Raw genomic sequence first — 25,228 nt, forward strand, 5'->3', positions numbered from 1 at the left:
AGTCGGTGGTCCGGCGTCAGCGCGTGTGCCGCGGCTGTGCTGCCGGGAGGGCTCGCGGGGGGAGGGACGGCGGACGCGCCGGGGCGGACGTGAGCCGCGGGGCCGGCAGGAGCGGGGTCAGTGCCCGCATCCGGTCCTCGGCCACGTGCAGCACCTCTCCGAGGTTGCGGATCTCGGCGGCGGCGTCAGCGAGGTCGTAGGACAAGTCGAAGCCGTCGTCCTCCTCGGCTTCCTTGGCCTTCTCCCCGGCCGCTTCGAAGAACTCCCCGAGCTGCGCCAGCAGGCCGTCGCAGGGCTCCAGGATCTGGTGCAGGAAGGCAGCGGCCTCCGCATGCGACTCGGCTCCGTTGAGCCGGTCGGTCAGAGCGCGGAGCGCGTCGCCGTAGAGGTAGACGGAGGCGCGGCCGGCGGAGTCGGGGACGTCCGGGGCCTCCGGCGCGTGGAGTATCGGCGTAGCGGGGAGCGCCCGGTCTCCGGTCGATGTGGCGGGATTCGGCAGCAGTCCGAGCTGGGTGAGGCGATAGTCGATCGCCTCGACCAGAGGCTCGACGCTGCCGCCGTGGCGAGCCTCGGGCCGCTGGGGAGCATCAGGGTCGGCGGAGGGAGCCGAGTCGTAGACGACCTCGAACAGCGCCTGGTCGTCCGGGTGCTCACGCGTCGCGATCCAGCCCTCCGGATACCCCAATAGGCGGTCGGAGGAGGGCTCCTGCGGCGGACTGATGATCAAGTGGCTTTCGTCGGGGAGCGATACGCGCACGATGTACGCGCTGAGGCCGAACTCGATGTCGCACTCCAGCCCGCGCTGCCGCAGTGGCGTGGTGATGTGCGCGTGACGGCGCCACAGCTCCTGCCACCACGCGGTGGCCACATTGCGATGGTCGGGAAGCGGAGCGAGTGGAGCCGTGCGGTCGCCGGCACGGATGTTTTCGTCGTCAGCGCCCACGGCTCCTCCTGCGGGAGACGGGCGTGTGGTGCGGCGGTGGTGTCCGGTGGGCCGGGCAAGGCTCCGGAACCGGGGTGAAGTCGAATTCGTGCTCGTTGTAGGAGGCGATCAGGTCGTGTTCCATCTGGGCTTCGCGTTCGGCGACCTGCGCCATGAGGTCATCGTGCTCGGCCTGGCAGCGCTGGTACTCGGCCCAGTCGGCTTCGCTGAAATGAGCGGGGCGGTTCAGGGGACTCCTTGAGCTGGTGACGTTGGTTCTTCGAGGCGGGCTAGCGGTGGCGACCGCTCGGCTTGGGCGGCGGGGGCGCCGGGGTTTCCCGGGGCGTGAGCGTCGAGAGGAAGCGGTGGATGCCGAGGTGGTCGTCGAGTTCCTTGGCCGCGTCGCGGAGAGATTCCGACGTGCGCCGCAAGCACGCTCGCGCCGACGCGTGATCGATGACCATGCGGTTCTTGAGGTAGTGCCGGTCGGTCGTGTGGGAGGACCGTGGCAGGGACAGGGCGCTCTCCGCAGTCTCGGTGAAGTGCGGTGCTGCGTGGCTCGACATGGAGGCCGCCGTGGTGAGATGGGCCAGGACGGCACTGCCGGCGCGGGTCGTGCTGTGCGGGCTCCGGGCGAAGTCGGCAGTCAGCCGGAGGACGTCGCGGGAGAGGTCCTGCGCGTCGGCGGCGTGCTGGAGCAGCGCGGTGTAGGAGGGCGCGGCCGGGACGTGGCCGCTCTCGTCCAGCAGCTCCCACTGCTGGGCGGCATCGAGCAGTTTGTCCTTCATCGCGCTGAGCGCGCCGATAAGGTGGACAGCGTCGTCACGCGGTATCAGTTCGCGTTGGGTGTCGGGTTCCACGGGCCTCTTGCTGTTCAGTGCATGCGGGCGTCGGTGTCGAAGAGCGCCAGTTCGTGGCTGTGCAGGAGGTGCTGCACGATGAAAGATCGTCCGGCGACTTTCCACAGGCCACGCCCTCGGTTGAGGTGCGCGATGGCATCCATCTCGACGGAGGTCAGGCCGAGCAGGGAGGCCGCGGCGTGGAGTTGGTCGGTCTCCTGGCGGTAGATGATTCGGGTGCTGCAGTCGGCGAGGAGCCCCTCGGCCAGAGCGCGGCCCTGTGATCCGGCGTCGCCGGCGGTGAGCAAGTCGCTGAGCCGGTGGATCACCATGAGGTTCGCGATGCCGAGGCCGCGGGAGAGCTTCCACTGGGCCTGCATGCGCTGCAGCAGGCCGACGTGCCGCATCAAGCGCCACGCCTCGTCGTACACGATCCAGCGCCGGCCGCCGTTCGGATCGGAGAGTGCGGATTCCATCCAGGCGGAGGCGCAGGTCATCGCCAGGACGAGGGCGGTGTCGTCGCCGGAGCCGCCGAGCCGGGAGAGGTCGATGGTGAGCATTGGCGCGTTCGGGTCGAAGGCGACGGTGGAGGGGGCGTCGAACATGCCGGCCAGGTCACCGTGGACGAGGCGTCGCATGGCGTGGGCCAGGTCGCGTGCGGCGTCGCCGAGTTGGCCCGACATCATCCCGGCGGCCTCGTCGAGCGCACTCGCGTTGTTGAGTGTGGCGGCGACATCGCCGAGCAGCGGGGTGCGGCCCGTGTCGACGGCGCGGGTGACAACGGCGTCCAGGGCGACGTCCAGGGCGGTGTGCTCCATGGGCATCAGGTCCCGGCCCAGGACGGTCCGGGCCAGGGAACCGAGCAGGAGCAGGCGCCGTTTGCGGATCTCGCCGACCCAGTCGGCCTCGGAGACGCTCTCCGGGCGCGGGGCCGCGTCCAGGGGGTTCAGCCGTCCGGGCAATCCGGGACCGAGCGCGACGGACCGGCCGCCGAGGGCTTCCGCCACCGGCGTCCACTCGCCCTTCGGGTCGCACGGCACGTAGACGCGGTATCCGAAGGCCACCGAACGCAGGGCGAAGCTCTTGGCGAGCGCGCTCTTGCCCTGGCCGATCACCCCGGCGAGCAAGAGGTTCGGGTTGGTGAATCCCTCGACCTTGCCGTACAGGGCGAACGGGTCGAAGACGAAGGACGCTTCCGCGTGGACGTCGCGCCCGATGTAGATGCCCTCGGCGCCGAGTCCGCCTTCGGCCAGGAAGGGGTACGCGCCGGCGGCCACGGCCGTCGTCATGCGGTGGGCGGGCAGCTTCAGCCGGTTGTTACGCGCGGAGGCGGGTCCGGAACGTCCGCTCGGTGGGTAGAGCGCGGCGGGCATCTCGTGCTCGGCGGACGTGCCCTCTGGCTGGTGGGCGCTGGCTTCCGCGCGGGCCTTGGCGGTGGCCTCGGCGAGCTGGCGACGGGCGGCCTTGCGGCTGGCGCGGTCGGTGCCATGGGGGGTGAACAGCGGGCTGGCGGACGCGCGGCGTGCGCGACGGGCGGGCCGGTGGCTCATCGGTGGCCCTCGTTTCTGCGGGTGGTGCTCATCGCACGCAGGCCGTGGTGTGCGGGCGGAGGTCGGTGGGGGTGGTCTTGCGGCGGATGATGTGTCCGGCGGCGAGGTGGCGCTGGCAGATCGTGAGTACGGGCGGTCCCTCGGGCAACAGCTCTGGATGGCATGCGCTCGACTCGGCTTCTGCTGCTGTGTTGTTGGGCAGCAGGTGGTAGGCGGAGTGGACCTCGCTGGTGGCCTGCCAGAGGCGGGTGTGCGCGGTGGCGAGGTGGCGGCCGGCGGCGGGGTGCGGTGGCCGGGTGTTGTCGGCGAGCCGGTCCAGGAGCTGGTGCAGGGCGGTGAGGTGGGCGTGCAGCACGTCAAGGTGCAGCCGGTCCGCCGGCCGGGGCGGGTTCGCGGCTGACGGCGTTAGGGCCCGGGTGTGGTGGCGGACTCCGGCGCTCGCGGCGCGGAGGTAGGGGTGCGCGTCGTCCGGACGCGTGGGAGAGGTCAAAGGTGGTGGTCCTTCCTGCCGGGAAGCAGGGGTGGTGACGGATGGTCGAGGAGCAGCGGGCGCCACGGTGCTGACCGGCTGGGACGGGCCCGGCTCACAGGGCGGTCCGGGCAAGCGGGAGCGCGGTGAGGGCGAAGGCGTCTGGCTGCTGGTAGTTGAGCCGTCGCAGATCGACGCCGGAGGTGACGGCGTGGGTCTCGATCTGTGCGCAGGCGGCGTCCAGGAGGGCGTCGGTCTCGGCGGTGACGGTGACCAGGCCGGTGAGGGCCACGTCCGCGTGCCCGGCGATGAGCTGGCGCTCACGCTGCTTGACGTCGGCGTACTCGACGGAGTCTTCCTCGCTGTCGACCTGCCCCCGGCGGGCCCGTTCGTTGGCGTCGGCGATGATCGCCGCCTTCTTCCTCTGGACGTCCCGCAGCGCGGACTCGAGCCCCTGCGGCACGTATATAAGGGAGAGGCTGCGCCGCACTCCGGCCGTGAACATGATCCCGTGCAGGAACCCGGCTCCCATTTCTGTGCGCGGCCAGTTCTCCACCCAGTACGTCGCGTGCCGTGCGCTGTCGGTGGCGAGGCGGTCGTACTCCTCGAACTGGACGACGGGCCCGGCGGCTGCGGGGTCGGCCTCGGCGCGGCCGGTCTCGGACCACTGCTGGAGGGCCGCGAGGGCCTTGGGATCGTAGGCGGTGCGGATGACGGCGGCGATCTCTCGCGAGGTCAGCCACCCGGTGACTTGGAGTCCGGCGTTGCGGGCGGCCTGGGCGATGGAGGCGGTGGTCTGCTCCATGACGGTGAACGCCCCGGGCAAGCCTCCGCCGGCCTGGCTGATCAGGCGCCGGGCGGCTTTGAGGTCGAGGGAGATGGCGAGGTAGGTCTCGTGCGGGGCTGCGGCGGGGCCGGCCGAGGAGACCAGTTCGGAGTAGATCTGTCCGGCGACGGGGGTCTGGGGCTGCCCGTTCTGGGTCCAGTGGCGGGTGAGGGTGTCGCCGCTGTCGGGGACGGTGCGCTCCAGCACCTGCACGGTGGCGATATGACCGGTGCGGGCGATGCCTGCGAGCGCGCGTCCCCAGCTGCTCACGTTGTGGTTCTGGGTGGCGGGGTCGAGGAGGGCGAAGGCGCGGCTGCTGACGCGGGCGATGGCGGTCAGGGTCTGCTGGTGCGGGTCGTGGACTGCCGCGGCGCCGTTGGCGGAGTCGCCGGGGGTGACCACTTTGAGGGAGGCGGTGGTGCCGGGCAGGTGGAGGACGCCGTCCTGCCGGGGCCGGGTGACGGGCCGGGCGAGCCAGAGGGTCTGGCCGGTCCGGCGGCGGTGTGCGTAGCGGGTGACGATCGGTGCCCAGTCGATGAGGGAGCGGCCGTGTCGGCGGATCGTGACGAGGGCACCGGAAGCTGCCCACAGCGGGGTCAGGGCGATGGCGCCGAGCAGTCCCGTGGAGACCACCGTCATCAGTAGCACCGCCAACGTGCAGGAAACGAGCATGAGTTGGGGCAGGGAGAGGCCGAGGAGGATGCCGCGGCGGGTCCGGTGCGGGAACTTCACCGTGACCGGGGCGACGGAGAGAACAGTCAAGGGGCGGGTCCTGGAGGCGCGGGTGGAACCCGGGGGCGGGAGGTGCAGTGCACGTCCCGCCCCCGGTAGGCGGGCAGGGGATCAGAGGCCGGTCGGAGGCGGCGGAGGTGAGGCCGACCCGCTCGACGTGGCGTTCTGTGAGCCGGAGGACGGGGGTGCGCCCTGCGGCGGCGGAGTCGTGGTCGGTGGAGCGGACTGCCATCCGCCGCCCTGGCCGGACGCGGCATTCGCGCCGGATCCGCCCGGCCCCGGGCTGCCGCCCACCTGACTGCTGGTGTCGTCGGACACGCTCGTCGGCGCGGGCTGAACGGCCTTCTCCAGACCGGACTTGACGGCATCGGCACCGGGCGAGACGCCCGTTCCGCCGCTTTGTGAACCTTCGTTGCTCTCGCCACCGCCGGTCGGGTTGGCGGCGATGTCGCCGGGGAAGCCGCCCCCGCTGGCGTCGGGGCCTTGCGGCGCGGCGCCTGCTCCGGCGGCAGCGCCGCCGGTTCCAGCAGTGGCTGCAGCTGCGGCTGCCTTGCGGGCGGCCTTCTCGGCATGCGCCTTCGCGATCTGCGCTCCGGCGCCGCCGGCACGGTGGATGGACTCTCCGTCGGTGCCATCGGCTGCCCAGTGGACGAACTTGAAGACGGCGTACGGGCAGAGCAACACCAAGACCATGATCACGATGCCGGACATGACGTCGGCCAGAGCGGCGATGCCGTCCTTGGCCTCGGTTTTACCCATGGCGGCGATACCGAGCACGAAGATCACGGTCATCAGCAGCTTGGAGACCACGAGGGTGGCGGTGGCTTCGATCCAGCCCTTGCGCCAGCGCCGGGCGACCTCCCAGCCGCCGCCGGCGGACGCGAAGACGGCCAGTGTGACCATGACGAGGATGCCGACCTTGCGGACCATCATCACGCACCAGTAGAGGAAGGCGCCGATGGCTGCGCCGAGGCCGGCGACGACTGGCACGAGCCAGCCCAGGCCGGACAGGCCGCCGATCTGGTTGACCTTCACGATGCGGCGCACGGCCGACTCGATGTTCAGGTGCGCGGTCTTGAACAGGCCGTCGCTGACGGCGTCGACCACTTCGACGGCGACTGTGGTGAAGGCGATGGCACAGAAGGCGAACAGGACGCCACTCATGGTGCCGGTGAACGCTTGTGTCAGTGCTTGTCCGTCGCGTCGGACGGCGGCCCGGACCAGCTGTGCGCAGAATGTGGCGACCAGCAGGACCAAGCCCAGTGGCAGCAACATCTCGTAGTTGTCGACGAACCACGTCGCGTTGAGGTCCACTTTTGTGGTGGTGTTGACTGCCTCGGCGGCCAGATCGGCTGCGGCGGCTGCCAGTTCACCGGCGGACTGCGCCATCCAGTCACCGATGGCCTTGCCGGGGTCCGAGGCAAAGTCCACCGCGTCGCCGACGGCGCACAACTTGTCTGCCAGGGGAAAATCACAGAAACCCACGAGGAGTTGCTCCTCCTTTCTTGTCTCAGGCGCGGGTCACTGCGTGACGCTCGGTGCGATGGCAGCCAGGGTGCAGTCGTGGTTCGGGCGGCACTGGATGGCGAGGGTCACGGCCCGCTCCTCGGCTCCGCCGCCGCCCTTTTTCCAGCTGAGCGTTTGCTTGCCGTTGACGGTGACGACGTAGATGTACGCCTCGGTGATCGCGGACGGGTCGTCGGCCAGGGCCGCCTTGAACGCGGAGGGGTAGTGGCCCTCGGTGACGCTGGCGGTGGCGTGCTGGTCCTGGTCGGCCATCCGCGACCACAGCACCGGATCGGGCACCTGGCCGGACACCGAGGCCCAGTCGGCGTACGTGGTCTCGGTCGTCATCCAGGCGCGCATGCCGGCGAGCTGCTGGTCGCGGCTGGTGTCGCGGGTGTCGTAGGACCACAGCATCTGGGCCGCCACCTTGGCGTAGGCGACCGGTTCGGCGATCTGCGGAGGCTTGGGCACCGATCCGGATCCGGAGGAAGGCTTCGGGGCGGCCTCGGAGGAGGACGGGCTGCCAGTCGGGGCGGGCGCGGCGGTATCTGGAGTCTGGTGGCCGTTGCCGCCACCGGTCAGCAGGGCGACGATCCCGGCGATGGCGAGCAGGACGGCGACGACGGAGGCGACGATCGCGATGCGCCGGTTAGCCGACCAGCCCGCGCCGTACGAGGACAGCGAAAGGGAGGGGAATCGGTTGGGCATCAGTGGACCTGAGACCCGAGGGCCGAGAAGAACGCGACGATGCCGTTCGCGGCACCCAGACCGAGGGCGGCGCCCGCGGCCACGACCGCGCCCTTCTTACCGTTGGCCTCGGCCTGGTGACCACCGGTGTGGTGTCCCCAGGCCCATACGCCGAGCGAGACGGCGAGGGCGCCGACGACGGCGATGATCCCGAACATGTTGATCGAGTTGACGACGTTCTTCAGCACACTCAGCCCGGGCAATCCGCCGTCCTTGGGTGAGATTCCTGGGTCGTAGGCAAGCTGGATGACGCGGTCTGCGAGAGGGACGGACATAGGTGTGGCAAAGCTCCTTGCATACGCGGGCCAGGCGAGGACCGGCGGGAAAGGGGGAAAGCGGAGGGGGAGGTGCGCTCGGAGCGCGGAAGTGGCCGCGGCGGCGCCCCGCCCGGACCGACCTCGGGCAGAGGCGGGGAGAGGTCACTCCTCGGGCCGGGGCGCGGCTTCGAAGCCGCTTTTTCGGCTCGGGGCCAGGGAGGGCTGCCGGGGCGTTCTACTTCGGGATCGACGGCTTCGGCGCCGGGTTCGACTCGTACGGGTTGGCGCAGTCGTAGATCATGTATCCGCGGATCTTCTTGCCGTCGGACTTCCGGGTCACCGTGCCGCGGGTGTACCAGGTCTTCTCTGCGCGCTTGTACGCGAACTGGTCATAGGCGACCTTGTCGTGCCGGTAGGCGATGCCCACGACGGTGGACTTCTTCGAAGGATCCTTGCGGACCTTGACCGCCTTGCACGAGATCGTCGTGTGGCCGGTGTCGTACGCCTGGGCTGTGGAGGCGCTGGCGAGGCCGCCGGCCGCAACTGCGAGGCCGATCGAGCTGGCCGCGAGGGCGCGCCGGACGCGGGAGTGGATTGTCACGTGGATGCTCCGGGGTGTTGGTGGACAGGGAGTGGGCCGTCGGCTCGTCCTGCTGGGCGACCGTCGGGCGAAGCGATTGAGGGAGATGGGGAGTTGGCCACCGAGCCCAGCTATCGGGGAGACCACCGGCGAGGTTCCTGGTGACGGCGGCTCGCGGGCCTGCGGGCTGACCGGGATCAGATGACGCGGCGGGCGGCGAGGATCGTCCAGTCCTTGATCGGGGTGATCCGGACCGGCTTGGTGGTGCGCGGCGCCTCGATGACGAGGCCCTCGCCCATGTACATGCCGACGTGCTCTGGCCGTTTGGCGGTGCCACGGCTGAAGATCAGGTCACCGGGCTTGAGTTGGGCGGGCGAGACCGCCTTGCCCTCGTTGACCTGCGTGTACGTGCTGCGGGTGAGCGTGACGCCGACATGCGCGTACGCCTGTTTCATCAGGGAGCTGCAGTCGCAGCGGCCCATGGGGTCGGGGCCGTGCGAGTTCGTGCAAGAGCCGCCCCACTGGTAGAGCGTGCCGAGCTGGTGCATCGCCCACTCGATGGCCTTGCGCGCCTTCGGATCGGCGTTCTTGGGGATCGCGTAGCCCTTCGGGACGCTTCCCTCGGGGATGCGACCGAAGCCGGAGCCGTCCTGGCCCGGCGCGCAGCCGGTCGTACTGGTTGACGGTTGCTTGCCCTGGTCCGCGTCCTTGCCGTCCGTGTCGTTGCCGCCGCCTGGGAAGGTCTTGGCGATGGCGTCCTGCAGCGCGGTGGCCAGGTTCTCCCACTGCGCGTACGCGTCCGGCAGGCCGGACTTCTGCACTGCCTGGGCGGCCTGGGTGACGGTCATCTGCTGCCAGCCGCTCACCTTGAGCAAGTGCTTGTAGAACTGCTCGGAGGCGTAAACCGGGTCACGGATCTGCTGGGCGCTGCCCCATCCCTGAGAGGGACGCTGCTGGAACAGGCCGAGGGAATCCCGGTCGCCGTAGTTGAGGTTGCGCAGCCGGCTCTCCTGCATCGCCGTGGCGAGCGCGACGATCTGTCCCTTCTTGGGGACGTCGAGCGAGAGTCCGGCGGCCACGATCGTCTGGGCGTTGGGGACCTGCTCGGCGGGCAGATCAAGGCCCTTGATGTGGACGTTCTTGCCGGACGCCCCGTCGAGGATCTTGGTGACCTGCTCGGCGACCTTGTCCGTGTCGATGTTGGTCAGGCAGCTGCTGAACGAGCCGCTGCTCTGCACGGCGTCGGCGGAGGAGACCATCATCATGCCGGTGCCGGCGATCAGGATCGGGGAAAGAAAGACGACGCCGATGCCGGCGGCGAGCGCCTTCAACCGGAGGGGATCGCTCGCCGGTCAGCGTTTTCGGGCATGGGTGGGTAGCGAGACGTCATGAGCGTGTCCTTCGGAGTGCGGTGTCCGGCGTGCCGCGTGCGCGAGGCGTGATGGAAGGGCGCGGCGGCCGGGGTGGGCGATCGGGACGGACCGGCGCGGGCGAGTTGCCGCTCGCTCCGCGTGGCCGGGCTATGAGCTAGGTGTGCCGGGGCAGGGGGTATCTCCGTGGGATGTGGCAGGAAGTAGCCAGCGGCGGTGTCGCCGGGCGGTTCAAAAACAGTAGGCGCGGATCGGCGGTTGACCAAAAAGTCGGCGTGAGGTATCGGAATCCGGCACCTCAGCAACGCACTTCTTGGTCGTCGGCGGATTCGCCTCTACAGTTTTTGGACTCCCCCTCGCCCTCCTCGGTCTGCGGCCCTGGGCTTCTGCATGCCCACTTCCGGCCCGCGAGGACTCCTGCGCGAGGCGGCTACTTCCCTCCGCGATTCCGCACCCGAATAGGGGTCCCTCTTTGCCTTTTTCCCTGCACCAGGGCGACGCCCTCAGTGTTCTGGCTGGCCTTCCGGACAGCTGCGTCGACTCCGTCATCACCGATCCGCCGTACAACTCCGGCGGTAGGACCGCGAAGGAGCGCACGACCCGCTCCGCGAAGCAGAAGTACACCTCCGCCGATTCCAAGAACGACCTCGCCGACTTCACCGGCGAGAACATGGACCAGAGGTCCTACTCGTTCTGGCTGACGCAGATCATGACCGAAGCCCACCGTCTCACGAAGACCGGCGGGACCGCGCTGCTGTTCACCGACTGGCGCCAACTGCCCACCACGACGGACGCGATCCAGGCGGCTGGCTGGCTGTGGCGCGGTGTGCTGGCCTGGCACAAGCCGCAGGCCAGGCCGCAAAAGGGCCGGTTCACCCAGAACTGCGAATTCATCGTCTGGGCCAGCAAGGGGGCCATCGACGGCTCCCGGAACCCGGTCTATCTGCCCGGCTTGTACTCGGCCTCGCAGCCCTCGGGCGCGAAGCGCCAGCACATCACGCAGAAGCCCGTCGAGGTGATGCGCGAGCTGGTCAAGATCAGCCCCGAGGGCGGCACGGTGCTCGACTTCTGCGCCGGCTCCGGCTCCACGGGCGTCGCAGCTCTACTGGAAGGCCGGGACTTCATCGGCGTGGAGAAGACCGAGCACTACGCGTCGATCGCGGCCGACCGGCTCACCGAAACGATCCGCGAGACCCTCACGCAAGACGACGTGATTCTCACCGTCTGAGCCGCGAGCGCGCTTCCCGTCAAGGTGACCGGCGCCGTAGTCGGCAATCTGACGAAGCGGAGCTGTAACTCGCTGGCCGCTCCGCACGTCGCCGCTTTCGCCCTTCTCTCATTCCGCGTCTCGTAGGAGGTCCAACTCTTTCATGCCCGAATCCATAAAACCCCCTGACGACGGGGAGTTGGAGCCGATACGTATTTCCGATCCGCAGCTGGAGGGAATCGAGGCGAGCGTCCGACGGCTCATGGAGCAGTCGGCGCAACAGGCGCAGCAACTCGACCACCTCGCGTCCGCCCCGGAGCCGAACGGATCGCCGTTCGCCGCGTTCGGCATGCCGGGGCTCGGCGGGCCGCCCGCCGCCGCTCCGCCGGAGCCCCGCCCGATCCTGGAACTCGACGGGGAGGAAAGGGAGGACGAACTCGACGCCTTGTCGGACTGGGTCGACGACTTCTTCCTCCCGGTGTACGGGTCGGAGGTCACCACCGCGGCGCCCTGGTGCCTGCAGTGGCAGGAGCACGACGACGTCGTGGCCTGGCTCCACGCCCTGTGGCTCGCCTACCAGCAGCACAAGGACCCCGAAGCCGGATTGAGCGGCCTGTTCGTGTGGCACCGGGACTTCCTCACCCACGCCGTCGCGGCGATCCGCGCACCGGGTGGACCGCTGTCGGCCTGCATGACCTCCCCCGACCGGCCCGCGCACCGCCTTCTGCCCGGTCCGCCGCCGTCCGTACGCACGGAGACGGCGGCCACGGCGGAAGCCGCCGGGCCCACCGAGCCGGACGAGCCGACGTCATGACCGCGGGAGTGGGACAGCCCGCCTTCGGACTGAGCTTCGACCCCCGCGCCCTGGCCGACCTTCTCCAGGCCCCCAGCGATATCCGAGACCTCACCCTCGTCTACCTGCAAGAAGTCGTGAACGCGCAGCGCTTCGGGCTACGCCTCGACGGCGACCTGGAGGGCTATCGCAAGCTGTTCGTGGACTCGCGCAAGGACTGGCGCGTTGTCTACGGCGTCCGCCCGGCGCCCGCGGAGTTCGCACACCCGAAGGAGATCCACGTCGTCGCGGTCCGGCCGCGTGCGGGCAACGACGTCTATGACGAGGTCGGCCGCCGCCTGGGGATGACCCGCCGGCCGCTGAGCGCCCGCACCCACGCAGCACGCTCCCGCTCCCCGCAGCTGACCACCCGAGGCCCCGCACCCCGGCCCGGTCCACCTCCCACCGCACTGCCGGGTCTGCCCCGTCCCGCACACAACCCCGCGCACCATCACACCCGCTGAACGCACGGAGCCCCGCCCATGCCCCCTGAACCCACGCCGGCACCAGCCCGGCGTGTGGTCTCCCCGCTGGACCACCGCCTCGAAGCCGTCACCGGCCACGACATCGACACCCTGTGGGCCTACCGCGACCGCGGCGTCCTCGACGAGCCACATGCCCACTTGGTCGACCAGCACCGCGAGTTGGCCAAGACCCAGACCGGCGTCACCTTCTACCTCCGCCTCCTCAACCGCCTCTCCAGCGGCGAGTTCGACGTCGATGACGCCCTGCTCACGCGAATCGACCGCACCGTGGACCAGCTGGAGGAGGCCAGCGATGCACGGGACGCCGCTGCCCGGCAGGTGCTCGCCGCCCTGGAGCCCATCGAGGCCGCCGCGGCGGCCTCCGCGCCCGACGCGAAGCAGCTCTCGACGGACGACCAAGCGGCGCTGCTCGCCATCGCTGGCGGCGCCAAGCTCTACGAACACCTGCTGACCGGCCGGATGTCCGTCACAGCCGCCTCCGGCACCCGCATCCCTCACGCCAAGCTCCAGCGACTGGAGGACGCCGGCCTGGTCGTCCGGGATCCCGACCACCCGGTGCACGCCGGCCAGCCAGTCGCCCTCACCGGCGCCGGACGCGCCGCACTATTCGCCGCCCGACGGACGCCTACCACCCAGGCGCCGAAGGTCCCGGCCCGCCCCGGCACATCGCCGTCCACTCCGACGCAGCGGCGCTGAACCCCACCGAAAGGCCCTTGTTGTCACCCACCGAACCGGCGCCGGCCCGGAAGTCCATCCCCCAAGTCGACTTCGAGCTCGACGACTTCGACGCCGACGAGGAGAAGTACCTCGACTTCTACCGCCAGGTCGCCGTCCGCGAGGACATGCTCGTCCCCCTCGCCGAACACCACACCCCCAACGGCGCACACAGCTACTACGTCCTCTTCGACCGCACCGCCACCTACGGGCACCCGGGCATGCCGCAGTACGTCGCCGTTCACCTGAAGCGGGACCGGGAGAAGGACACGTTCGACTTCGAGCAGGCCCTGCTGCCGCTGCCCGCGATGGCGCAGTCCTGGCTCATCCACCGCGGCTGCCCGCACGACGCCATCGTCCTCGACTCCGAGCTGGGGCCACCGCCGGCGGACGAGGCCACGCGTGCGCTGGAGCGGCGTCTCGCGTACGACGGCGACCACTACGCCATGGGCTACTCCTATACCGCCGACGACCCGGACGACATGGTCACCGTCGTGGCGCTGCGCGCCCTGGACGAGCGAGCCCCCAGCCCGTTCCGCGTCGTGGTCGAGGAGGTCGACACCGACGCGTGGACGCACACTCTGCGCGAGGGCGGCTTCGACACGGTAGGCCAGGCCCTGCAGTGGTGCGACGACCGGCTTACCGGCGAGGCCGGTCCCCTCCCGCCGGTCCGCCCGGCAACCGCAGCCAGCCGCCCCTCTGGTGTGGCGAAGGCCCCTGCTCCGGGCCCGCCCGGCCGTTCGCGCTGAGCGCCAAAGCCGACGCGGGCAGCGAAACATAGCCGACGATCGCCGGTTAGCCAAACCGGCGATTCTCCGGACTCTTTATACAGCCGCCGGGACAACTCCCGCGGCGCCATTCCACACAATCCCTATGCCTTCACGGAGGTTCCTTCCGCATGCGCTCCACCCGAATTGCCATATCCGCAGCGATGCTTGGCGCACTCGCGCTGCCGGTGCTGTCCGTCACCGCCGCCAGCGCGGCCCCCGCCGCCGTAACTGCGGCATCCACGAGCGGCTGCTACGACCTGCCGCCGCTGCCGTACGCGGTGCACGCCAAGGCCGTCACCATCCGGTCCAAGGCCAGCTCGAAGTCCACCGCGGTCGGCGTGCTCTACAAGAGCCACAAGTTCAGCGTCTCCAAGAAGAGCGGCAACTGGCTCTACATCAAGGACAAGACGACCGGCGTTAAGGGCTGGGTGTCCGGCACTTACGTCTACCGCGACACCCGCATGTGCCTGGACTGACAGGAATTCAGCACATGCCCGTAAGAGGCTGAGCTGCCGGGTACGGCCGCCTCTCACATTTTCCCAGGCATCGGCCTTTCCAGAACAGGAGTTTCCCCTTTGTCCGACGGCATATCCGATGACGCTGAGGATGTCGTGGGCGTGCTCACCGAACGGATCGAAGCCCGCTTCGCCATGGACATGGACCAGTTGAAGGCCGCGGTCGCAGCCGCGCCGACCGCGAACCCTGACGCCACCGATGTCGTCAAGTGGCACGGCCTCCTCGTCCAGGCCCAGTCCGTGCTCGACCGCGCGGAGGACGACCTCCTCGCCGCGCTGGAAACGCAGCCCAGCGAGGTCGACGACCCGACGATGGGCCTCGCCCACCGCGTCAACGCCGCCGTCACCGCACGCGACGGCCGGGCCATGGTTGTGCGATGGCTTCTCGACCCGGACGCTCCGGGCAAGAAGGACCTCGCCGCCGAACGACTCGCCCGCCTTCGCCCCCGAATCGGGCCGGCGGTGCAGACCAGCGCTCCCCAACGACCCCTGGGGACACCTGCGCCGACGTCGGCATGGCGGGCGGGAAGGTCCGTCCGTTGAGCCGGGTCAAGACCAGCACCATGGACGGCGACCTGGAGCAGGTATTCGGGAACCCGGTCCCGGAGCTGTACGAGGCGGCCGTCGGCCACGATGGCTCGCCCGCCCTCGCCCGTGCCCTGGAACTGCACTCCTTCCTGGCTCTGACCGAGGAACAGGTCGCCCGCGTCCGCGACCGCGTGCACGCGGACATGGATCCGGACCGCGACATGGGCGAACTGTCGGCGGACAAGCTCCGCTTCGACGCGCAGTGGCTGGAAGCGGCGCTCGACGCCCGCGACGGCTACCGCGCAGCCCTCGGCGAGTTGCTGCGCACCATGCCTCCGCCCGACCAGCGGGCTCGCCCCGTCCGCACGGCACAACTCAGGGCCACCGCAACCCTGCCCCCGTCCGCCGCCCCGGCACCCCAGCGTGCCGGGGCGGCCCGGGCCCGCCGACCGTGAAAGCCCCCGCTTGCCCCACCTCACGTCCACCGAGATAGCCGGACGGATCGAGGACCTGTACGGCGCGCCGCTCGCCGACCTCGAAGCCCACGCCCAGGACCAGCCCGGCATGCTCTCCGCCCTGCTCTGCATGCACGACGCCCTCGCCCTCGCCGAGCGCAGCATCGACTTCCACCGCGACCACCTCGCCCCGCTCATCCACCCCGAGCGGCAGATCGGCCCACACGAAGTCTCCCATCTCCTCGACGGCTCCCGCCGGCTCGCTGAGGCGGTCGCAGTGCGCGACGTGCACGCCAAGTCGGTCGCCGCCGTTCTGCAGAGCCTGGCCCGCGTCCCGGCCCCAGCGTCGTCACCGCCGACACCCTCGCCGCCCGTTCCGGCTCCGCCTCTTCCGGCCCAGAGCACGGCGCCCAGCCGCTGATCCGCCGGCGATTTCCCTTATTCACACAGGAGTTCCTCCCTTGGCCATCACTGCTCTGCCTCCCGACACCGACGCCGACATCGCCCGGGTCACCGAGGCCCTCGCCATGATCACCCCGCGCTGGAACGTCCGGATCCTGTTGGCACTCTCCGGCCCGTCGCTGCGTTACAGCGAGCTGGCGGCCAAGGTGTCCTGGCTGCAGAACGGCCAGCTCCACCCCAAGCTCAAGGCGCTGTGCGACGCGGGCCTTGTTGAGCGCACCGAACACACCGCACGGCATGTGACCTACGGGCACACCGAGCGTGGTGTCGCCCTGCTGCTGGTGCTGCCGATGATCGTCACTTGGGCCGAGGATCATCTGGAGACCGCGGCCCGCCCGCTGCCCGCGATCGAGCAGATCGAGGACAGCCTCACCCTGCTCACCCGGCGGCACGCCGCCGCAATCCTGTGGGTGCTCAAGTCCCGTGGCGAGGTCAGCGGGCGGGCCCTGGCCCGGATCGTGATGCCCAGCAGCGACTGGACCAATGTGTACCCGCCGCTGCGGCAGCTCGTCGCCGACGGCCTGGTCGACACCGAGGGCATCGGCCGGCCCTACCGGCTGTCCGCGGCGGGCGACGGCCTGAGTCCCGTTCTCGGCGCTCTGTCCGCGTGGTCCGCCGGGCAGCCCCTCAGCCAGGCGGGCCAACATCCGGTCTGGGGGCACCCGCAGGCGAAGCCCGCGCCGAGGCCGTGGGTCAGCAGCCAGTCCCGGCCAGCCCCCACAACCCTCCCGCGTGGGACGGGGGAGTCCTCTCCGGCGTGGCACAACCGCGATCTCTTCTCGCACGCCATGACCGCCCGACCGAAGGCGGTCATCCCGGCGGGAGGTCCGCGCCGATGACCACCCTCTTCACCTCTGCCGAAGTACGCAACGCTGTCGAGCTGCTGGCCTCGCGCTCCTTGATCCGCTTGGTCACCGAGATCGACGACAACGGGGCGATACCGCCGCGACGGCTGGCCGGTACCCTCCCTGACCTCTCATCGCACCAGCTGCGCCGCGCTGCGGAAGCGGCCCGCGCCCACGGTCTCGTCCGGACCGCACCCGGCGCCGGCCTGGAACTCACAGCGTCGGGCTCTGACTTGGCCGACCTGTACGACGCGGCTGCGCGTTGGGCCCGACGCCACGCCTACCCGGCACCGATCTGCGAGTTCAGCAGCCGCATCCGCCACGTCCTCGACCTCCTGACGTCCTCGCTCGTGACCGAGCGCGCCGACGGCCTCTCGCGGCCGTCCGCCGCGCGCCTGCCCAACGCCGAGGCCGAGGCGGAGCTTGCCCGTCCCCGCGCTCTGCTGATCCAGTGGCTGGCTGGCAACCCCCTGGTCACCCGGGTGTCCGAACCCGAGCCGGTCGCGTGAGCGAAGCGGTCACACCCCGGCATGCACGCCACACCGCCGGGCTGATGCGCACCATCTACCTGCCGCGCACGGCGGACGCTCTCGCGTTCGCGATGTCCACCTACGGCATCCCGCTGCTGGTCCTGGCGACCACGCGCTCCGCCGCGCTGACGGGAGCGGCGTTCGCGCTGGAGTGGATCCCGCGTCTGGCGGCGTTCGGGTGGGCCGGATCGATCGTCGACCGGCGCGGGGCGGCCGTCGTCTTCCATCTCGCCTCCCTGGGACGCGCGCTGGCCCTCGCCGCCGGCGCGGTCCTGCTCCACCTCCACCCGTCCGGCACCGTCGCGAGCGCGACCGTGATGGTGCTCGCGGCGACGACCGGCGTGCTCACCGAGTTCAGCTACGTCGCGACCGAGACCGCAGGCGCCGCCGCCGGCCGCCGCGCGGGGGCGCGGGCCCACCGCGTCCAGGCCGTCCTGCTCGGCATCGACCAGACCGCGACGCTGGCCGGCCCGGCGCTCGCCGGGGTACTCCTGCTCGCAGGCCCGCCGCCGATGCTCGCGGTGATCACCGTGCTCTCGCTTCTCGCCGCGCTGCTCGCCCTGCGTACACCCCCCTCGCCCGTCGCCCCTGCCCGCGCGCCAAAGGGGAAGTCCGGGGCCGGATTGCTCACCGGGTGGCGCACCATCCGCTCGCTTCCCGCGCTCGGCTGGCTCGTGACCGGGCTGACCCTGTCCAACCTGGCCACCGGGCTTCTCCAAGCAGCCGGACCCGTGATCGTCGTCCAGCACTTCGGGCAGTCCACCACTGCGGTCGGCCTGGTCTGGTCCGCCGCCGCGGCGGCCACCCTCGTGGCCGTCACCGTCTGCCGGTTCTCGCTCGACCGTCTGGGCCTGTGGCCGGTCGGCGCCGCCTGCGCCGCCCTCGCTTCGCTCGCCTGTCTCGCCGCCGCCCAGGCCCCCGACTACCTGTCCTACCTGGTCCTGGTCGCGGTCCTCATGGCGGCCGATGGCGGCATGACCGTCGTCCTGCGCACCCTGCGCTCCCGCCTGATTCCCCCCGAGCAGTTCGGCAGCACCCTGTCGGCGACCATCCTCATCCTCCTGCTGCCTTTCCCCGTCGCCGGCGTGCTCACCGCGCTCACTCCGCCCGACGCCCTGGGCCACGTCATCACCGTGTGCGCAGCCCTGCAGGCCCTTGGCCTCTTCTGCGCGTTTGCCCGCTTGCGCACCGACCCCGCCCTGCGTGCCTGACCCTGCTGCATCCCCAGCCTGTGGAGACCCTCATGCCCACCGCCGTCCTCGAGACGAACCGCGCGAGCGGTCGCACCACCACCGAACAGTTCCACGCCTTCGACGCGCACAACTCGCACGTCTACCGCGCTCTGGAACGCATGGTCGCCCGCCGCCTGGCCGCCGGTGCCACACGGGTCAGCCTCAAGGACCTCTTTGAAGACCTGCGCCGCCACCTCCCGTACGGAGTCGCCGGGCTGAACAACAACTTCACCGCCCTCTACGCCCGCCGCTTGATCGAAGACCACCCTCACTGGGCTGGGGCGTTCGAGCTGCGCCGTCGCCGCGCCGCCTGAGACACCCCTTCTCTCTTCTCTCGTAATGCCGTCCATCGATACGGAGATCCCCTTCTTGTCCGCTCGTCCCCTCGTGCTCGTCGTTTCTCCCGGCGACGAGACGTATCGCGGCTACTGTCTTGAGCAGGTGGCCGCTGAGTACGACGTCGTCCTGCTCACCGGCGCCGAGCCGTCGTGGGAGAAGCCGTTCATCGTCGACCACGCCGTCGCCGACCTGAGCGACTACGCGGCACTTCTCGCCGCCGGCCGGGCCCTGTCCGAGCGCCACGACCTCGACGGTGTTGTCACCTGGGACGAGTGGCATCTCGTTCCCACCGCCCGCCTCGCTCGCGCGCTCGGTCTGTCCTCGACGTCCGTCGAGGTGATGCGTGCTTGCCGCAACAAGGCCACCGCCCGCACCTTGTTCGCCCGCCATGGGGTGCCGTCGGCCGCCTCGATGAAGGCGCGGACCCTACTGGAGGCCGGCCTTGCGACGATGACGTTGGGCTACCCCGCCGTCATCAAGCCCGCCGCGTTCGCCGGCAGCATCGGCGTGATCCGCGTCGACCATCCCGAAGAACTACCCGCCGCGTTCGCGTTCGCCTCGGCCAGCGCGAGTCGCAGCCGCGAGGACACCGGCGTCTTGGTCGAGGAGTACCTGGACGGGCCAGAATTCTCGGTCGAATGCGTCACCTACCGCGGCGCGACCACCGCAGTCGCCGTGACCCGCAAGCACCTGGGCCCCGCACCGTACTTCGACGAGACTGGCCACACTGTCGATGCCACCGACCCGCTCCTGGCCCAGGTCGCCCCGGCCGCCGCTGCTGCGGTCAAGGCCCTGGGGATCACCGACGGCGTGCAGCATGTCGAGCTGCGCCTGGTGGACGGCCGGCCCCGGCTGATCGAGGTCAACGCACGCGTCGGCGGCGACATGATCGGCCATCTCGTCCGCCTCGCCACCGGCATCGACCTGCCCAAGGCCGCCGCCGCCCTCGCCTGCGTCCGAGCGCCGGACCTCACCCCGACCCGCAGCGGGGCCGCAGGCATCCGCATGCTCTACCCAGACGCCTCCGGCATCCTCACCGCACGGCACATCAACCAGCCGTTCGCCGCCCACACCCCCTGGCTGCGGCAGATCCAGTGGATCCGCGAGATCGGCGATCCGCTCCTCCTGCCGCCCGACGGCGACCTGTTCACCGCCCGGGCCGGGTTCTACATCGTCACCGGCCGCACCACCGCCGAGGTCACCGAACGCCTCGACACCGCCGCCGACGAGATCACTGTCGCCACGAGGGCGGACCGATGAGCCACCAGCCCGATCCGCGCCGCGACATCGACGGCGACGTCCATGTTTCCCCGCGCCATCTCGCGTCCACCACCGGGATGGTGACCCCGCCCTCGCCCCGTTGCTCGACCTCGGCTGGGACCTCCAGTGCGACGAGGACTCCAACGTGTACGTGAGCGCTCCCGACCGGCGCGTGCGCCTTGGCTACTTGCCCGAAGGTGAGGACGACGGGCTCTGGCGCATCAACGCTTACAAGGACTCGTTCGGGCCGCCGGCGTGGGGCGTCTGTTTCAACGATCGCGTCCCCACCGAGTTCGTGCAGGCATTCACCACGGTCCTCGCCACGGCGTACGAGCAGGGGCCGGACGCCTACCTGGCGCGGCCGGTCCCCGGCATCGACGAGCACGATCCCTTTCTCGCCGTCGTCCCGCTCCTGAAACAGGGCTGGGAGATCGACCGCCCGCGCTGGGGCGTGTTCGCGGTCCAGGCCCCGGACGGACTCGCCGGCATGGAGCTCACCACCGGCGACCTCGATCCGGAAGCGGAGCTGACGACGCGGGACGCCCGCTGGCAGCTGTGGGCGGGCAAGTCCATCGAACGGCCCATCTGGTACGCCACGGCCAGCACCGACACCCCGGTCGCCCTGCTCACCGCCGTCACCGAGTGCGTCGCCGATCCGGCTCCGCTGCCCCGGTGGCGCGAGGAGAGCTTCAGTTACATCAAGGGGATGGCCGAGCTCACCCCGATCCTTCCGCCAGGACCGCCGGCCCCCACCCCGCTCGACGTGCAGCGGGCCGTCGCATCCCGCCGCCCGGCCGCGCTCCCCGCTCCCAGCGTCCCGCGCTGGAGCACCACCAGCCGACCGGCCCTGCCCGGCCCACGCCGGTAAGACCAGCCCAACCCCCGACCGGAGACCCTTCTTGTCCCTGCAAGCCCCCGAGTTTTTCGCCGAGCTGTGCCTCCCCTTCCACGACCACACCGTCGTGGGCAACACCTACTTCGCCGCCCCCGTCCCCGGCGCACCGCTGCGGCTGCGAATCGATTTCACCGGCACCATCCACGCGGACACCTACGGCGGGCTGCGTGTGGCGGTCGTCCACCCGGACCGCGGCGAGATCGACGCGGTGGCGCTCAGCTTCGTAGACCACGGGACCTTCCACCGCCGGGACGAGGCCACCCGGCCGAACACCAAGCAGTACGGCACCTTCGACACGTACCGCCGCCCCGGCCGACCCCCGTGGGACGGGGCCGTCACCACCGGGCTGCGCGACTCTATCGAGCAGTACACCGCCGTCTGGTTCCCCGGCGCCTGGGCCGCGTCTGCGCCCAGGCGCACGGCTGGCCGTACACCGCGCAGCACTCCCGTCCCGCCGGCCACCCCCGTCGGGGCCCGCACCCGCTGAGCTATCCGACGTCCGCTCTGCCGCCAGCGACGCACACCGTCGGCCGCACTGGCTGACCTTCCCCTACTGATCAAGGAGTCCACTACCTCGTGCACGCACGTTTCGTCCGATCCGCCGTCGTCGCCGTCGCGGCGGCCGGCACCCTCACCTGGGCGCCAGCCGCGAGCGCCCAGCCCTCCGAAGCGACCCCCTTGGCCTCTGCCGCCCCCGCCGAGACACCGGCCCCGGACGCGGGCAGCGTCGAGATCACCGCGAAGGACACGGCCGGGGACGTGCTCCCCGGCGCTGCGTTCCTGCTGCTCGACTCCGCCGGCCAGGAAGCCGGACGCGGGAAGACCGACGCACAGGGAAAGCTGGCCTTCCCCGACCTTGAGCCGGGCGTCTACCGGCTCAAGGAGACGGCTTCCGGCAGCCCGCTCCACAAGGTCGTCGCCGACCAGGACGTCATCGTCACCCCGGGCGCGACCACACGGCTGACGATCACCGACCCGTTCAAGGCCGCCAAGGTTTTCCTGCAGGCCAAGGACGATAAGACCGGCAAGCTCCTGCCCGGCGCGACCGTGAACATCGGCACCGGTGACTCGACGCTGCTCACCCTGACCACCAGTTCCAAGGGCACGGCCTCCGGAGAACTACCGGTGTCGAGCCGGAAGACGCAGTTCTGGGTCAAGGAGATCAAGGCGCCCGCCGGCTACGACCTCTACAAGCCGTCCAAGACGTTCAGCGCAGGTCCCGGCGCCCCGGTGACCGTGACCGTCACCAACGCCAAGACCGCGACCGACCCGAAGCCCGACCCGTCGGACAAGCCCACCAGCACCCCGTCTACCCCTGCGGCCAAGCCGAGCAGCGGGACCGGCGGGGCCAGGCCGTCCGCGCCGGGCACTAGCACACCGGATGCCGACTCCTCGTCCACCGCAGCTGCGGCCCCGGCCGACGACTCCACGCCGAAGACGCCGGCGGGCTCTCTCGCCCACACCGGTGCCGACGCCACACCGTGGATCGCTGCAGGCGCGGGCCTCCTCGTCGCTGGCGGCGTCGTCACCCTGGTCGTCGCCCGCCGTCGTACGGCGGACGGATCCGAGCCCGACGACAGCGGCACGGCTAGCTAACCGAAGAGCAACCACCGCCATCAGGCCCCCGAGACGCACTCCCGGGGGCCTGTTCACGTCTTTCTACGCCGATCCGCTGGTCATACTTCGGCGTCAGCGGCGGCCCGCCGCTATCCGTGCCCCTGGCCGAGTTCGAGCGCTGGGACGAGCACGGCCGCCGCGTCGCAGTCGGTGCAGGCACGCGCCCCGTCCCGCATCAGCGCGTCCACGGCCTCCAGCGTGCCCAGTTCCGTCCCGCCGCCCGCAGCGTGACGGCACGTGGCGTCGTGCACAACGGTCCGGCCCCGGCGCTCGGGCGCGGGATGGACCACCCAACCAGGGGCCGCCCGTGGCAGGGGGCCGGGCAGACGCTGGGTAGGCACGCCGGAGAGATCCGCCTCTTCGATGGGCGTCAGCTGCCGATCGGTCACCCAGACCGTGTACTCGGCCGCCTCGACCCCGTCCGGGCGCGCGACCCAGGACGGGACGCCCACGAGGTAACGCCACGGGTGCGGACCGGGTACCTCCCGCCGCTCGTGGAGCCGGACCTGCACGGTCTGCCCGTCAGGAAGCGTCAGCGCTATCTCGGCCGGAAAGGATCTGGCTGTCCGGCGGCCACCGTGCGGGCTGGTCACCTACCTGGCCCCGGGTTCCAGCTCCCGCGCCGAGGAGCGCAGCGCTGCCCGCTGCCCGGTCCCGGCCTGCCGCCAGTAGGGGTGCCACCAGACCTGAATCGACAGCTCCAGCAGACGCCGCCGCAGGACGGTGGTCCGCTGCCGGTTGGCTGGGTCGGCAAGGCTCCAGTACGTCCGCTCCCATGCGCACTGCGCGGCAACCAGATCCTCGGGAAAAGCAGAGCAACGCATACCCACTATTGCATCATGTGTTCGATTTGTGGCGCATCCCTGCAGCTAGAGGGCGACTGCAGGAGCGGTGGGCTCCCCTCTGGCCGCGTCCTCGGCGCGGGCCGGCGGTTCCGAACAGGGCGACTAGGGGCGCGCTGGGGGCAGGTCGTAGCGGCTGACAGCCAGGTACGTCTCCGGCGTCGCCGCTTCGAGAAGCCCCTCGTCGCCCTCCAGGTCAAGTTCCGGCTCCTGGGGACGGCGCAGCAGGTCACTCCAGTCGCTCGTCGCCCCCCGCTCGTAGGCATCGCGGAGCAGGGGGCGAAGCCGTGGACGGGCTTCCTCCTGCTGCTCGCGGAAGATGCGGCGCTGGGTAAGTCGTTGTTCTTCCTGAGCTGCTTCGCTGAGATCTTGGGCGGCGGCCGGCTGGTCCTCGGCGCGCAGCCCTGGGGTACGCCGAGCGATGGCGAGATCTTCCTCGTGGAGTCGCTCGCAAGCGGCGAACAGCTTCCGGGACATGCCGAGGTGGACCTCGGTTCCGGGGATCCGGCAGGTGAGGAAGTCATCGAGGCCCATGGAGCGGATCCCGGCGCGCAGGGAGTGCTGGTCGGGGTGAGGCGCTGCTCCGCGGGCGTCGGCCCGCATGGCGAGAGTGAGGTCGGCGTCTTCCAGGGGCGTGGTCAGTCCGGAGCGCCGGTGGCGGGAAGCGCGGTCGGCGGGGACGGGCACTGTGCGCAACTGCGAGGCGGGAGCCGAGCGCAGCGCCAGGTAGGCGAGCATCTGGGCGCGGGCCGCGCCGATGAGCGCGTCGTCGCTGTCGCCTAGATGGTCTTCGAGATTGCCCGGGCCCAACGTGTCCTCGTCGTCGGCGTCGGCCCCGTCTGGAGTGAGCGGCGGCTGGCCGGGGTGCAGGTTGTGGTCGATGGTGAGGAAGAGGTCGTCTCCGGGCCGCACGGCCGCTCCGACCAGGACGGTGCGGTGCGCGTACGAGCCGAGGACCGTGCTGCCGGCTGCCAGTTGTGCCCACCCCTTGCGGAGCGTGTCGACGCCGACGTTGCCGCCCTTGGCCTCGATCAGCCAGTACCGGTCCTCCGTCTCGTGGCGCCCCCACAGGTCGGGCAGCGATTTCTTCGGGTCCTTGAAAGTTTCTCTCAGGGCGGGGATGGGGCCGCCGAGTTCGAGGTGCTTGGTCTGCCCCAGACCCAGCAGCGACCGGCAGGCCCACTCGGTCATCGTCATGCCCAGCCGGTAAGCGGCGGCGTTCTGGGCGCTGCGCTCGGTGCCGTACTCGTACACCGGGTTCAGGGTCAGGCGCCGGCCCTTGCTACCCGGTACGGGGTGTCGGGGCTCGACGGGGTGTGCGCCGAGGTAGGCGTACAGCGGAGAGACCCGGGCGACGAGTTCTCCGTGCGCGTAGCGCGGCTGGTTCTGCAGGTGCGGGGTGACGTCGCGGCCGACCTCGGTGGCTGCCTTGATGATCTCCCGCCACGTGGTGGTCGGTGCGTACCAGCCGTTAGTCGCTGGGAACCCGCCCGATCCGGCCCACGTCTCGTGCTTGGCCGTCCGCCACTGCCTCCTGGGCTTATCCGCAGGCCCGTCACGGAACAGAACCGGCACGTCGAAGCTGTCGGCATAGGTGAGCGGCGGCTCGTCGGGGACGTGTGCAGGGATCATGCGGATCACTCTGGCACGGGCCCGGATCGCTCCCAGCGCTGGGTACAGGGCGTTCAACTGATATGCGAGGGGGCGATCCGGCAGCCTGCGATGCCGCTTTCCCGGCGCTAGGGAGGCGAGAACTCGGCAGTTGTCCTTTGACAGCAAAGTTAGTCGTGTGCAGCCTGTTGACCTGGGCTGACTAGGTTCGATGTCAGCCAGTGGTGGCGTATCTGGGAGCTGACATCACTTCTCGCCTCTGCCGCCCTCTACCGCGCCATGGTCCGCCCA

The 25,228-nt window shown here is 70.6% G+C and carries 30 protein-coding genes and 1 pseudogene; 17 read left to right on the top strand and 14 right to left on the bottom strand.

Going from position 1 to position 25,228, the window contains the following annotated elements; translation table 11 throughout:
- Positions 1 to 16: 16 nt before the first annotated feature.
- The 11 genes from ACH41F_RS11930 to ACH41F_RS11980 all read right to left on the bottom strand — a co-directional run bounded on the left by ACH41F_RS11930 (position 17) and on the right by ACH41F_RS11980 (position 9,759).
- Complete coding sequence (locus ACH41F_RS11930; RefSeq protein ID WP_398834674.1) at positions 17 to 943, bottom strand: hypothetical protein; 927 nt, start codon at positions 941 to 943, stop codon at positions 17 to 19.
- Positions 933 to 1,097 (bottom strand): hypothetical protein, encoded by a 165-nt coding sequence (locus tag ACH41F_RS11935; RefSeq protein WP_398834677.1) that lies wholly within the window; start codon positions 1,095 to 1,097, stop codon positions 933 to 935. Before ACH41F_RS11935 ends, ACH41F_RS11930 begins: the two co-directional genes overlap by 11 nt.
- A 115-nt stretch (positions 1,098 to 1,212) precedes the next feature.
- Positions 1,213 to 1,782 carry a hypothetical protein gene (locus tag ACH41F_RS11940; RefSeq protein WP_398834679.1) on the bottom strand — a complete coding sequence of 190 codons (570 nt, stop codon included), beginning with the start codon at positions 1,780 to 1,782 and terminating at the stop codon, positions 1,213 to 1,215.
- A gap of 14 nt (positions 1,783 to 1,796) precedes the next feature.
- Positions 1,797 to 3,311 (bottom strand): VirB4 family type IV secretion system protein, encoded by a 1,515-nt coding sequence (locus ACH41F_RS11945; RefSeq protein WP_398834682.1) that lies wholly within the window; start codon positions 3,309 to 3,311, stop codon positions 1,797 to 1,799.
- Between the two features lie 28 nt (positions 3,312 to 3,339).
- The gene (locus ACH41F_RS11950) at positions 3,340 to 3,801 is read right to left on the bottom strand and encodes a DUF6238 family protein (RefSeq protein ID WP_358714647.1); all 462 of its coding nucleotides are present in this window, start codon (positions 3,799 to 3,801) and stop codon (positions 3,340 to 3,342) included.
- Between the two features lie 94 nt (positions 3,802 to 3,895).
- Complete coding sequence (locus ACH41F_RS11955; protein ID WP_398834685.1) at positions 3,896 to 5,368, bottom strand: SCO6880 family protein; 1,473 nt, start codon at positions 5,366 to 5,368, stop codon at positions 3,896 to 3,898.
- Between the two features lie 81 nt (positions 5,369 to 5,449).
- Positions 5,450 to 6,823, bottom strand: coding sequence for an ATP-binding protein (locus ACH41F_RS11960; protein WP_398834687.1), 1,374 nt, complete (start codon positions 6,821 to 6,823; stop codon positions 5,450 to 5,452).
- Positions 6,824 to 6,859: 36 nt separating this feature from the next.
- Complete coding sequence (locus ACH41F_RS11965) at positions 6,860 to 7,552, bottom strand: hypothetical protein (protein ID WP_398834690.1); 693 nt, start codon at positions 7,550 to 7,552, stop codon at positions 6,860 to 6,862.
- Positions 7,552 to 7,866, bottom strand: coding sequence for a DUF6112 family protein (locus ACH41F_RS11970; RefSeq protein ID WP_398834693.1), 315 nt, complete (start codon positions 7,864 to 7,866; stop codon positions 7,552 to 7,554). Before ACH41F_RS11970 ends, ACH41F_RS11965 begins: the two co-directional genes overlap by 1 nt.
- 217 nt (positions 7,867 to 8,083) lie before the next feature.
- A complete protein-coding gene (locus ACH41F_RS11975) occupies positions 8,084 to 8,449 on the bottom strand; it encodes a hypothetical protein (RefSeq protein WP_398834695.1) in 366 nt (121 codons plus the stop codon).
- 176 nt (positions 8,450 to 8,625) lie between these two features.
- The gene (locus ACH41F_RS11980; protein ID WP_398834698.1) at positions 8,626 to 9,759 is read right to left on the bottom strand and encodes a C40 family peptidase; all 1,134 of its coding nucleotides are present in this window, start codon (positions 9,757 to 9,759) and stop codon (positions 8,626 to 8,628) included.
- A 511-nt stretch (positions 9,760 to 10,270) separates the two neighbouring features.
- Between ACH41F_RS11980 and ACH41F_RS11985 the strand changes: the two genes are divergently transcribed.
- The 17 genes and pseudogenes from ACH41F_RS11985 (at position 10,271) to ACH41F_RS12065 (ending at position 22,463) form a co-directional block, all read left to right on the top strand.
- Positions 10,271 to 11,026 (top strand): site-specific DNA-methyltransferase, encoded by a 756-nt coding sequence (locus ACH41F_RS11985; protein WP_358282846.1) that lies wholly within the window; start codon positions 10,271 to 10,273, stop codon positions 11,024 to 11,026.
- Positions 11,027 to 11,267: 241 nt separating this feature from the next.
- On the top strand, positions 11,268 to 11,819 hold the full coding sequence (locus ACH41F_RS11990) for a DUF4913 domain-containing protein (RefSeq protein ID WP_398835370.1): 552 nt from the start codon (positions 11,268 to 11,270) through the stop codon (positions 11,817 to 11,819).
- Positions 11,816 to 12,301, top strand: a complete 486-nt coding sequence (locus ACH41F_RS11995) for a hypothetical protein (protein WP_398834700.1) — start codon at positions 11,816 to 11,818, stop codon at positions 12,299 to 12,301. The genes ACH41F_RS11990 and ACH41F_RS11995 overlap by 4 nt, the downstream gene beginning before the upstream one ends.
- A gap of 18 nt (positions 12,302 to 12,319) precedes the next feature.
- A complete protein-coding gene (locus tag ACH41F_RS12000) occupies positions 12,320 to 13,018 on the top strand; it encodes a hypothetical protein (protein WP_398834703.1) in 699 nt (232 codons plus the stop codon).
- Between the two features lie 17 nt (positions 13,019 to 13,035).
- The gene (locus ACH41F_RS12005) at positions 13,036 to 13,785 is read left to right on the top strand and encodes a hypothetical protein (protein ID WP_398834706.1); all 750 of its coding nucleotides are present in this window, start codon (positions 13,036 to 13,038) and stop codon (positions 13,783 to 13,785) included.
- A gap of 182 nt (positions 13,786 to 13,967) precedes the next feature.
- The gene (locus tag ACH41F_RS12010; protein ID WP_398834708.1) at positions 13,968 to 14,282 is read left to right on the top strand and encodes an SH3 domain-containing protein; all 315 of its coding nucleotides are present in this window, start codon (positions 13,968 to 13,970) and stop codon (positions 14,280 to 14,282) included.
- Positions 14,283 to 14,381: 99 nt separating this feature from the next.
- Complete coding sequence (locus tag ACH41F_RS12015; RefSeq protein WP_398834711.1) at positions 14,382 to 14,864, top strand: hypothetical protein; 483 nt, start codon at positions 14,382 to 14,384, stop codon at positions 14,862 to 14,864.
- Entirely contained in the window at positions 14,861 to 15,304 is a 444-nt protein-coding gene (locus tag ACH41F_RS12020; protein WP_358714636.1) for a hypothetical protein, read from the top strand. Before ACH41F_RS12015 ends, ACH41F_RS12020 begins: the two co-directional genes overlap by 4 nt.
- Before the next feature lie 10 nt (positions 15,305 to 15,314).
- Positions 15,315 to 15,725 carry a hypothetical protein gene (locus ACH41F_RS12025; RefSeq protein WP_398834714.1) on the top strand — a complete coding sequence of 137 codons (411 nt, stop codon included), beginning with the start codon at positions 15,315 to 15,317 and terminating at the stop codon, positions 15,723 to 15,725.
- A gap of 40 nt (positions 15,726 to 15,765) precedes the next feature.
- Entirely contained in the window at positions 15,766 to 16,605 is an 840-nt protein-coding gene (locus tag ACH41F_RS12030; protein WP_358714634.1) for a winged helix-turn-helix transcriptional regulator, read from the top strand.
- Positions 16,602 to 17,120 (top strand): regulator, encoded by a 519-nt coding sequence (locus ACH41F_RS12035; protein WP_398834717.1) that lies wholly within the window; start codon positions 16,602 to 16,604, stop codon positions 17,118 to 17,120. The genes ACH41F_RS12030 and ACH41F_RS12035 overlap by 4 nt, the downstream gene beginning before the upstream one ends.
- Complete coding sequence (locus tag ACH41F_RS12040) at positions 17,117 to 18,352, top strand: MFS transporter (RefSeq protein WP_398834719.1); 1,236 nt, start codon at positions 17,117 to 17,119, stop codon at positions 18,350 to 18,352. The genes ACH41F_RS12035 and ACH41F_RS12040 overlap by 4 nt, the downstream gene beginning before the upstream one ends.
- Before the next feature lie 32 nt (positions 18,353 to 18,384).
- Positions 18,385 to 18,687 carry a hypothetical protein gene (locus tag ACH41F_RS12045; RefSeq protein ID WP_398834721.1) on the top strand — a complete coding sequence of 101 codons (303 nt, stop codon included), beginning with the start codon at positions 18,385 to 18,387 and terminating at the stop codon, positions 18,685 to 18,687.
- Positions 18,688 to 18,742: 55 nt separating this feature from the next.
- A complete protein-coding gene (locus tag ACH41F_RS12050; protein ID WP_398834723.1) occupies positions 18,743 to 19,972 on the top strand; it encodes an ATP-grasp domain-containing protein in 1,230 nt (409 codons plus the stop codon).
- Positions 19,969 to 20,840: pseudogene (locus ACH41F_RS12055) on the top strand (DUF317 domain-containing protein). Before ACH41F_RS12050 ends, ACH41F_RS12055 begins: the two are co-directional and overlap by 4 nt.
- Before the next feature lie 31 nt (positions 20,841 to 20,871).
- Complete coding sequence (locus ACH41F_RS12060; RefSeq protein WP_398834726.1) at positions 20,872 to 21,354, top strand: hypothetical protein; 483 nt, start codon at positions 20,872 to 20,874, stop codon at positions 21,352 to 21,354.
- Positions 21,355 to 21,443: 89 nt separating this feature from the next.
- Entirely contained in the window at positions 21,444 to 22,463 is a 1,020-nt protein-coding gene (locus ACH41F_RS12065) for a SpaA isopeptide-forming pilin-related protein (protein WP_398834729.1), read from the top strand.
- Positions 22,464 to 22,573: 110 nt separating this feature from the next.
- Here the strand turns inward: ACH41F_RS12065 and ACH41F_RS12070 are convergent, their stop codons facing one another.
- The 3 genes from ACH41F_RS12070 to ACH41F_RS12080 form a co-directional block, all read right to left on the bottom strand.
- Positions 22,574 to 22,936: a DUF6233 domain-containing protein gene (locus ACH41F_RS12070; RefSeq protein ID WP_398834731.1), complete on the bottom strand. Its 363-nt coding sequence runs from the start codon at positions 22,934 to 22,936 to the stop codon at positions 22,574 to 22,576.
- A gap of 141 nt (positions 22,937 to 23,077) precedes the next feature.
- Entirely contained in the window at positions 23,078 to 23,308 is a 231-nt protein-coding gene (locus tag ACH41F_RS12075; protein WP_398834734.1) for a hypothetical protein, read from the bottom strand.
- A 123-nt stretch (positions 23,309 to 23,431) separates the two neighbouring features.
- Positions 23,432 to 24,958: a gamma-glutamyltransferase gene (locus ACH41F_RS12080; protein WP_398834737.1), complete on the bottom strand. Its 1,527-nt coding sequence runs from the start codon at positions 24,956 to 24,958 to the stop codon at positions 23,432 to 23,434.
- Between the last annotated feature and the right edge of the window lie 270 nt (positions 24,959 to 25,228).

Origin of the sequence: Streptomyces sp. NPDC020489 (assembly GCF_044386545.1) — a bacterium.
Classification (GTDB): domain Bacteria; phylum Actinomycetota; class Actinomycetes; order Streptomycetales; family Streptomycetaceae; genus Streptomyces.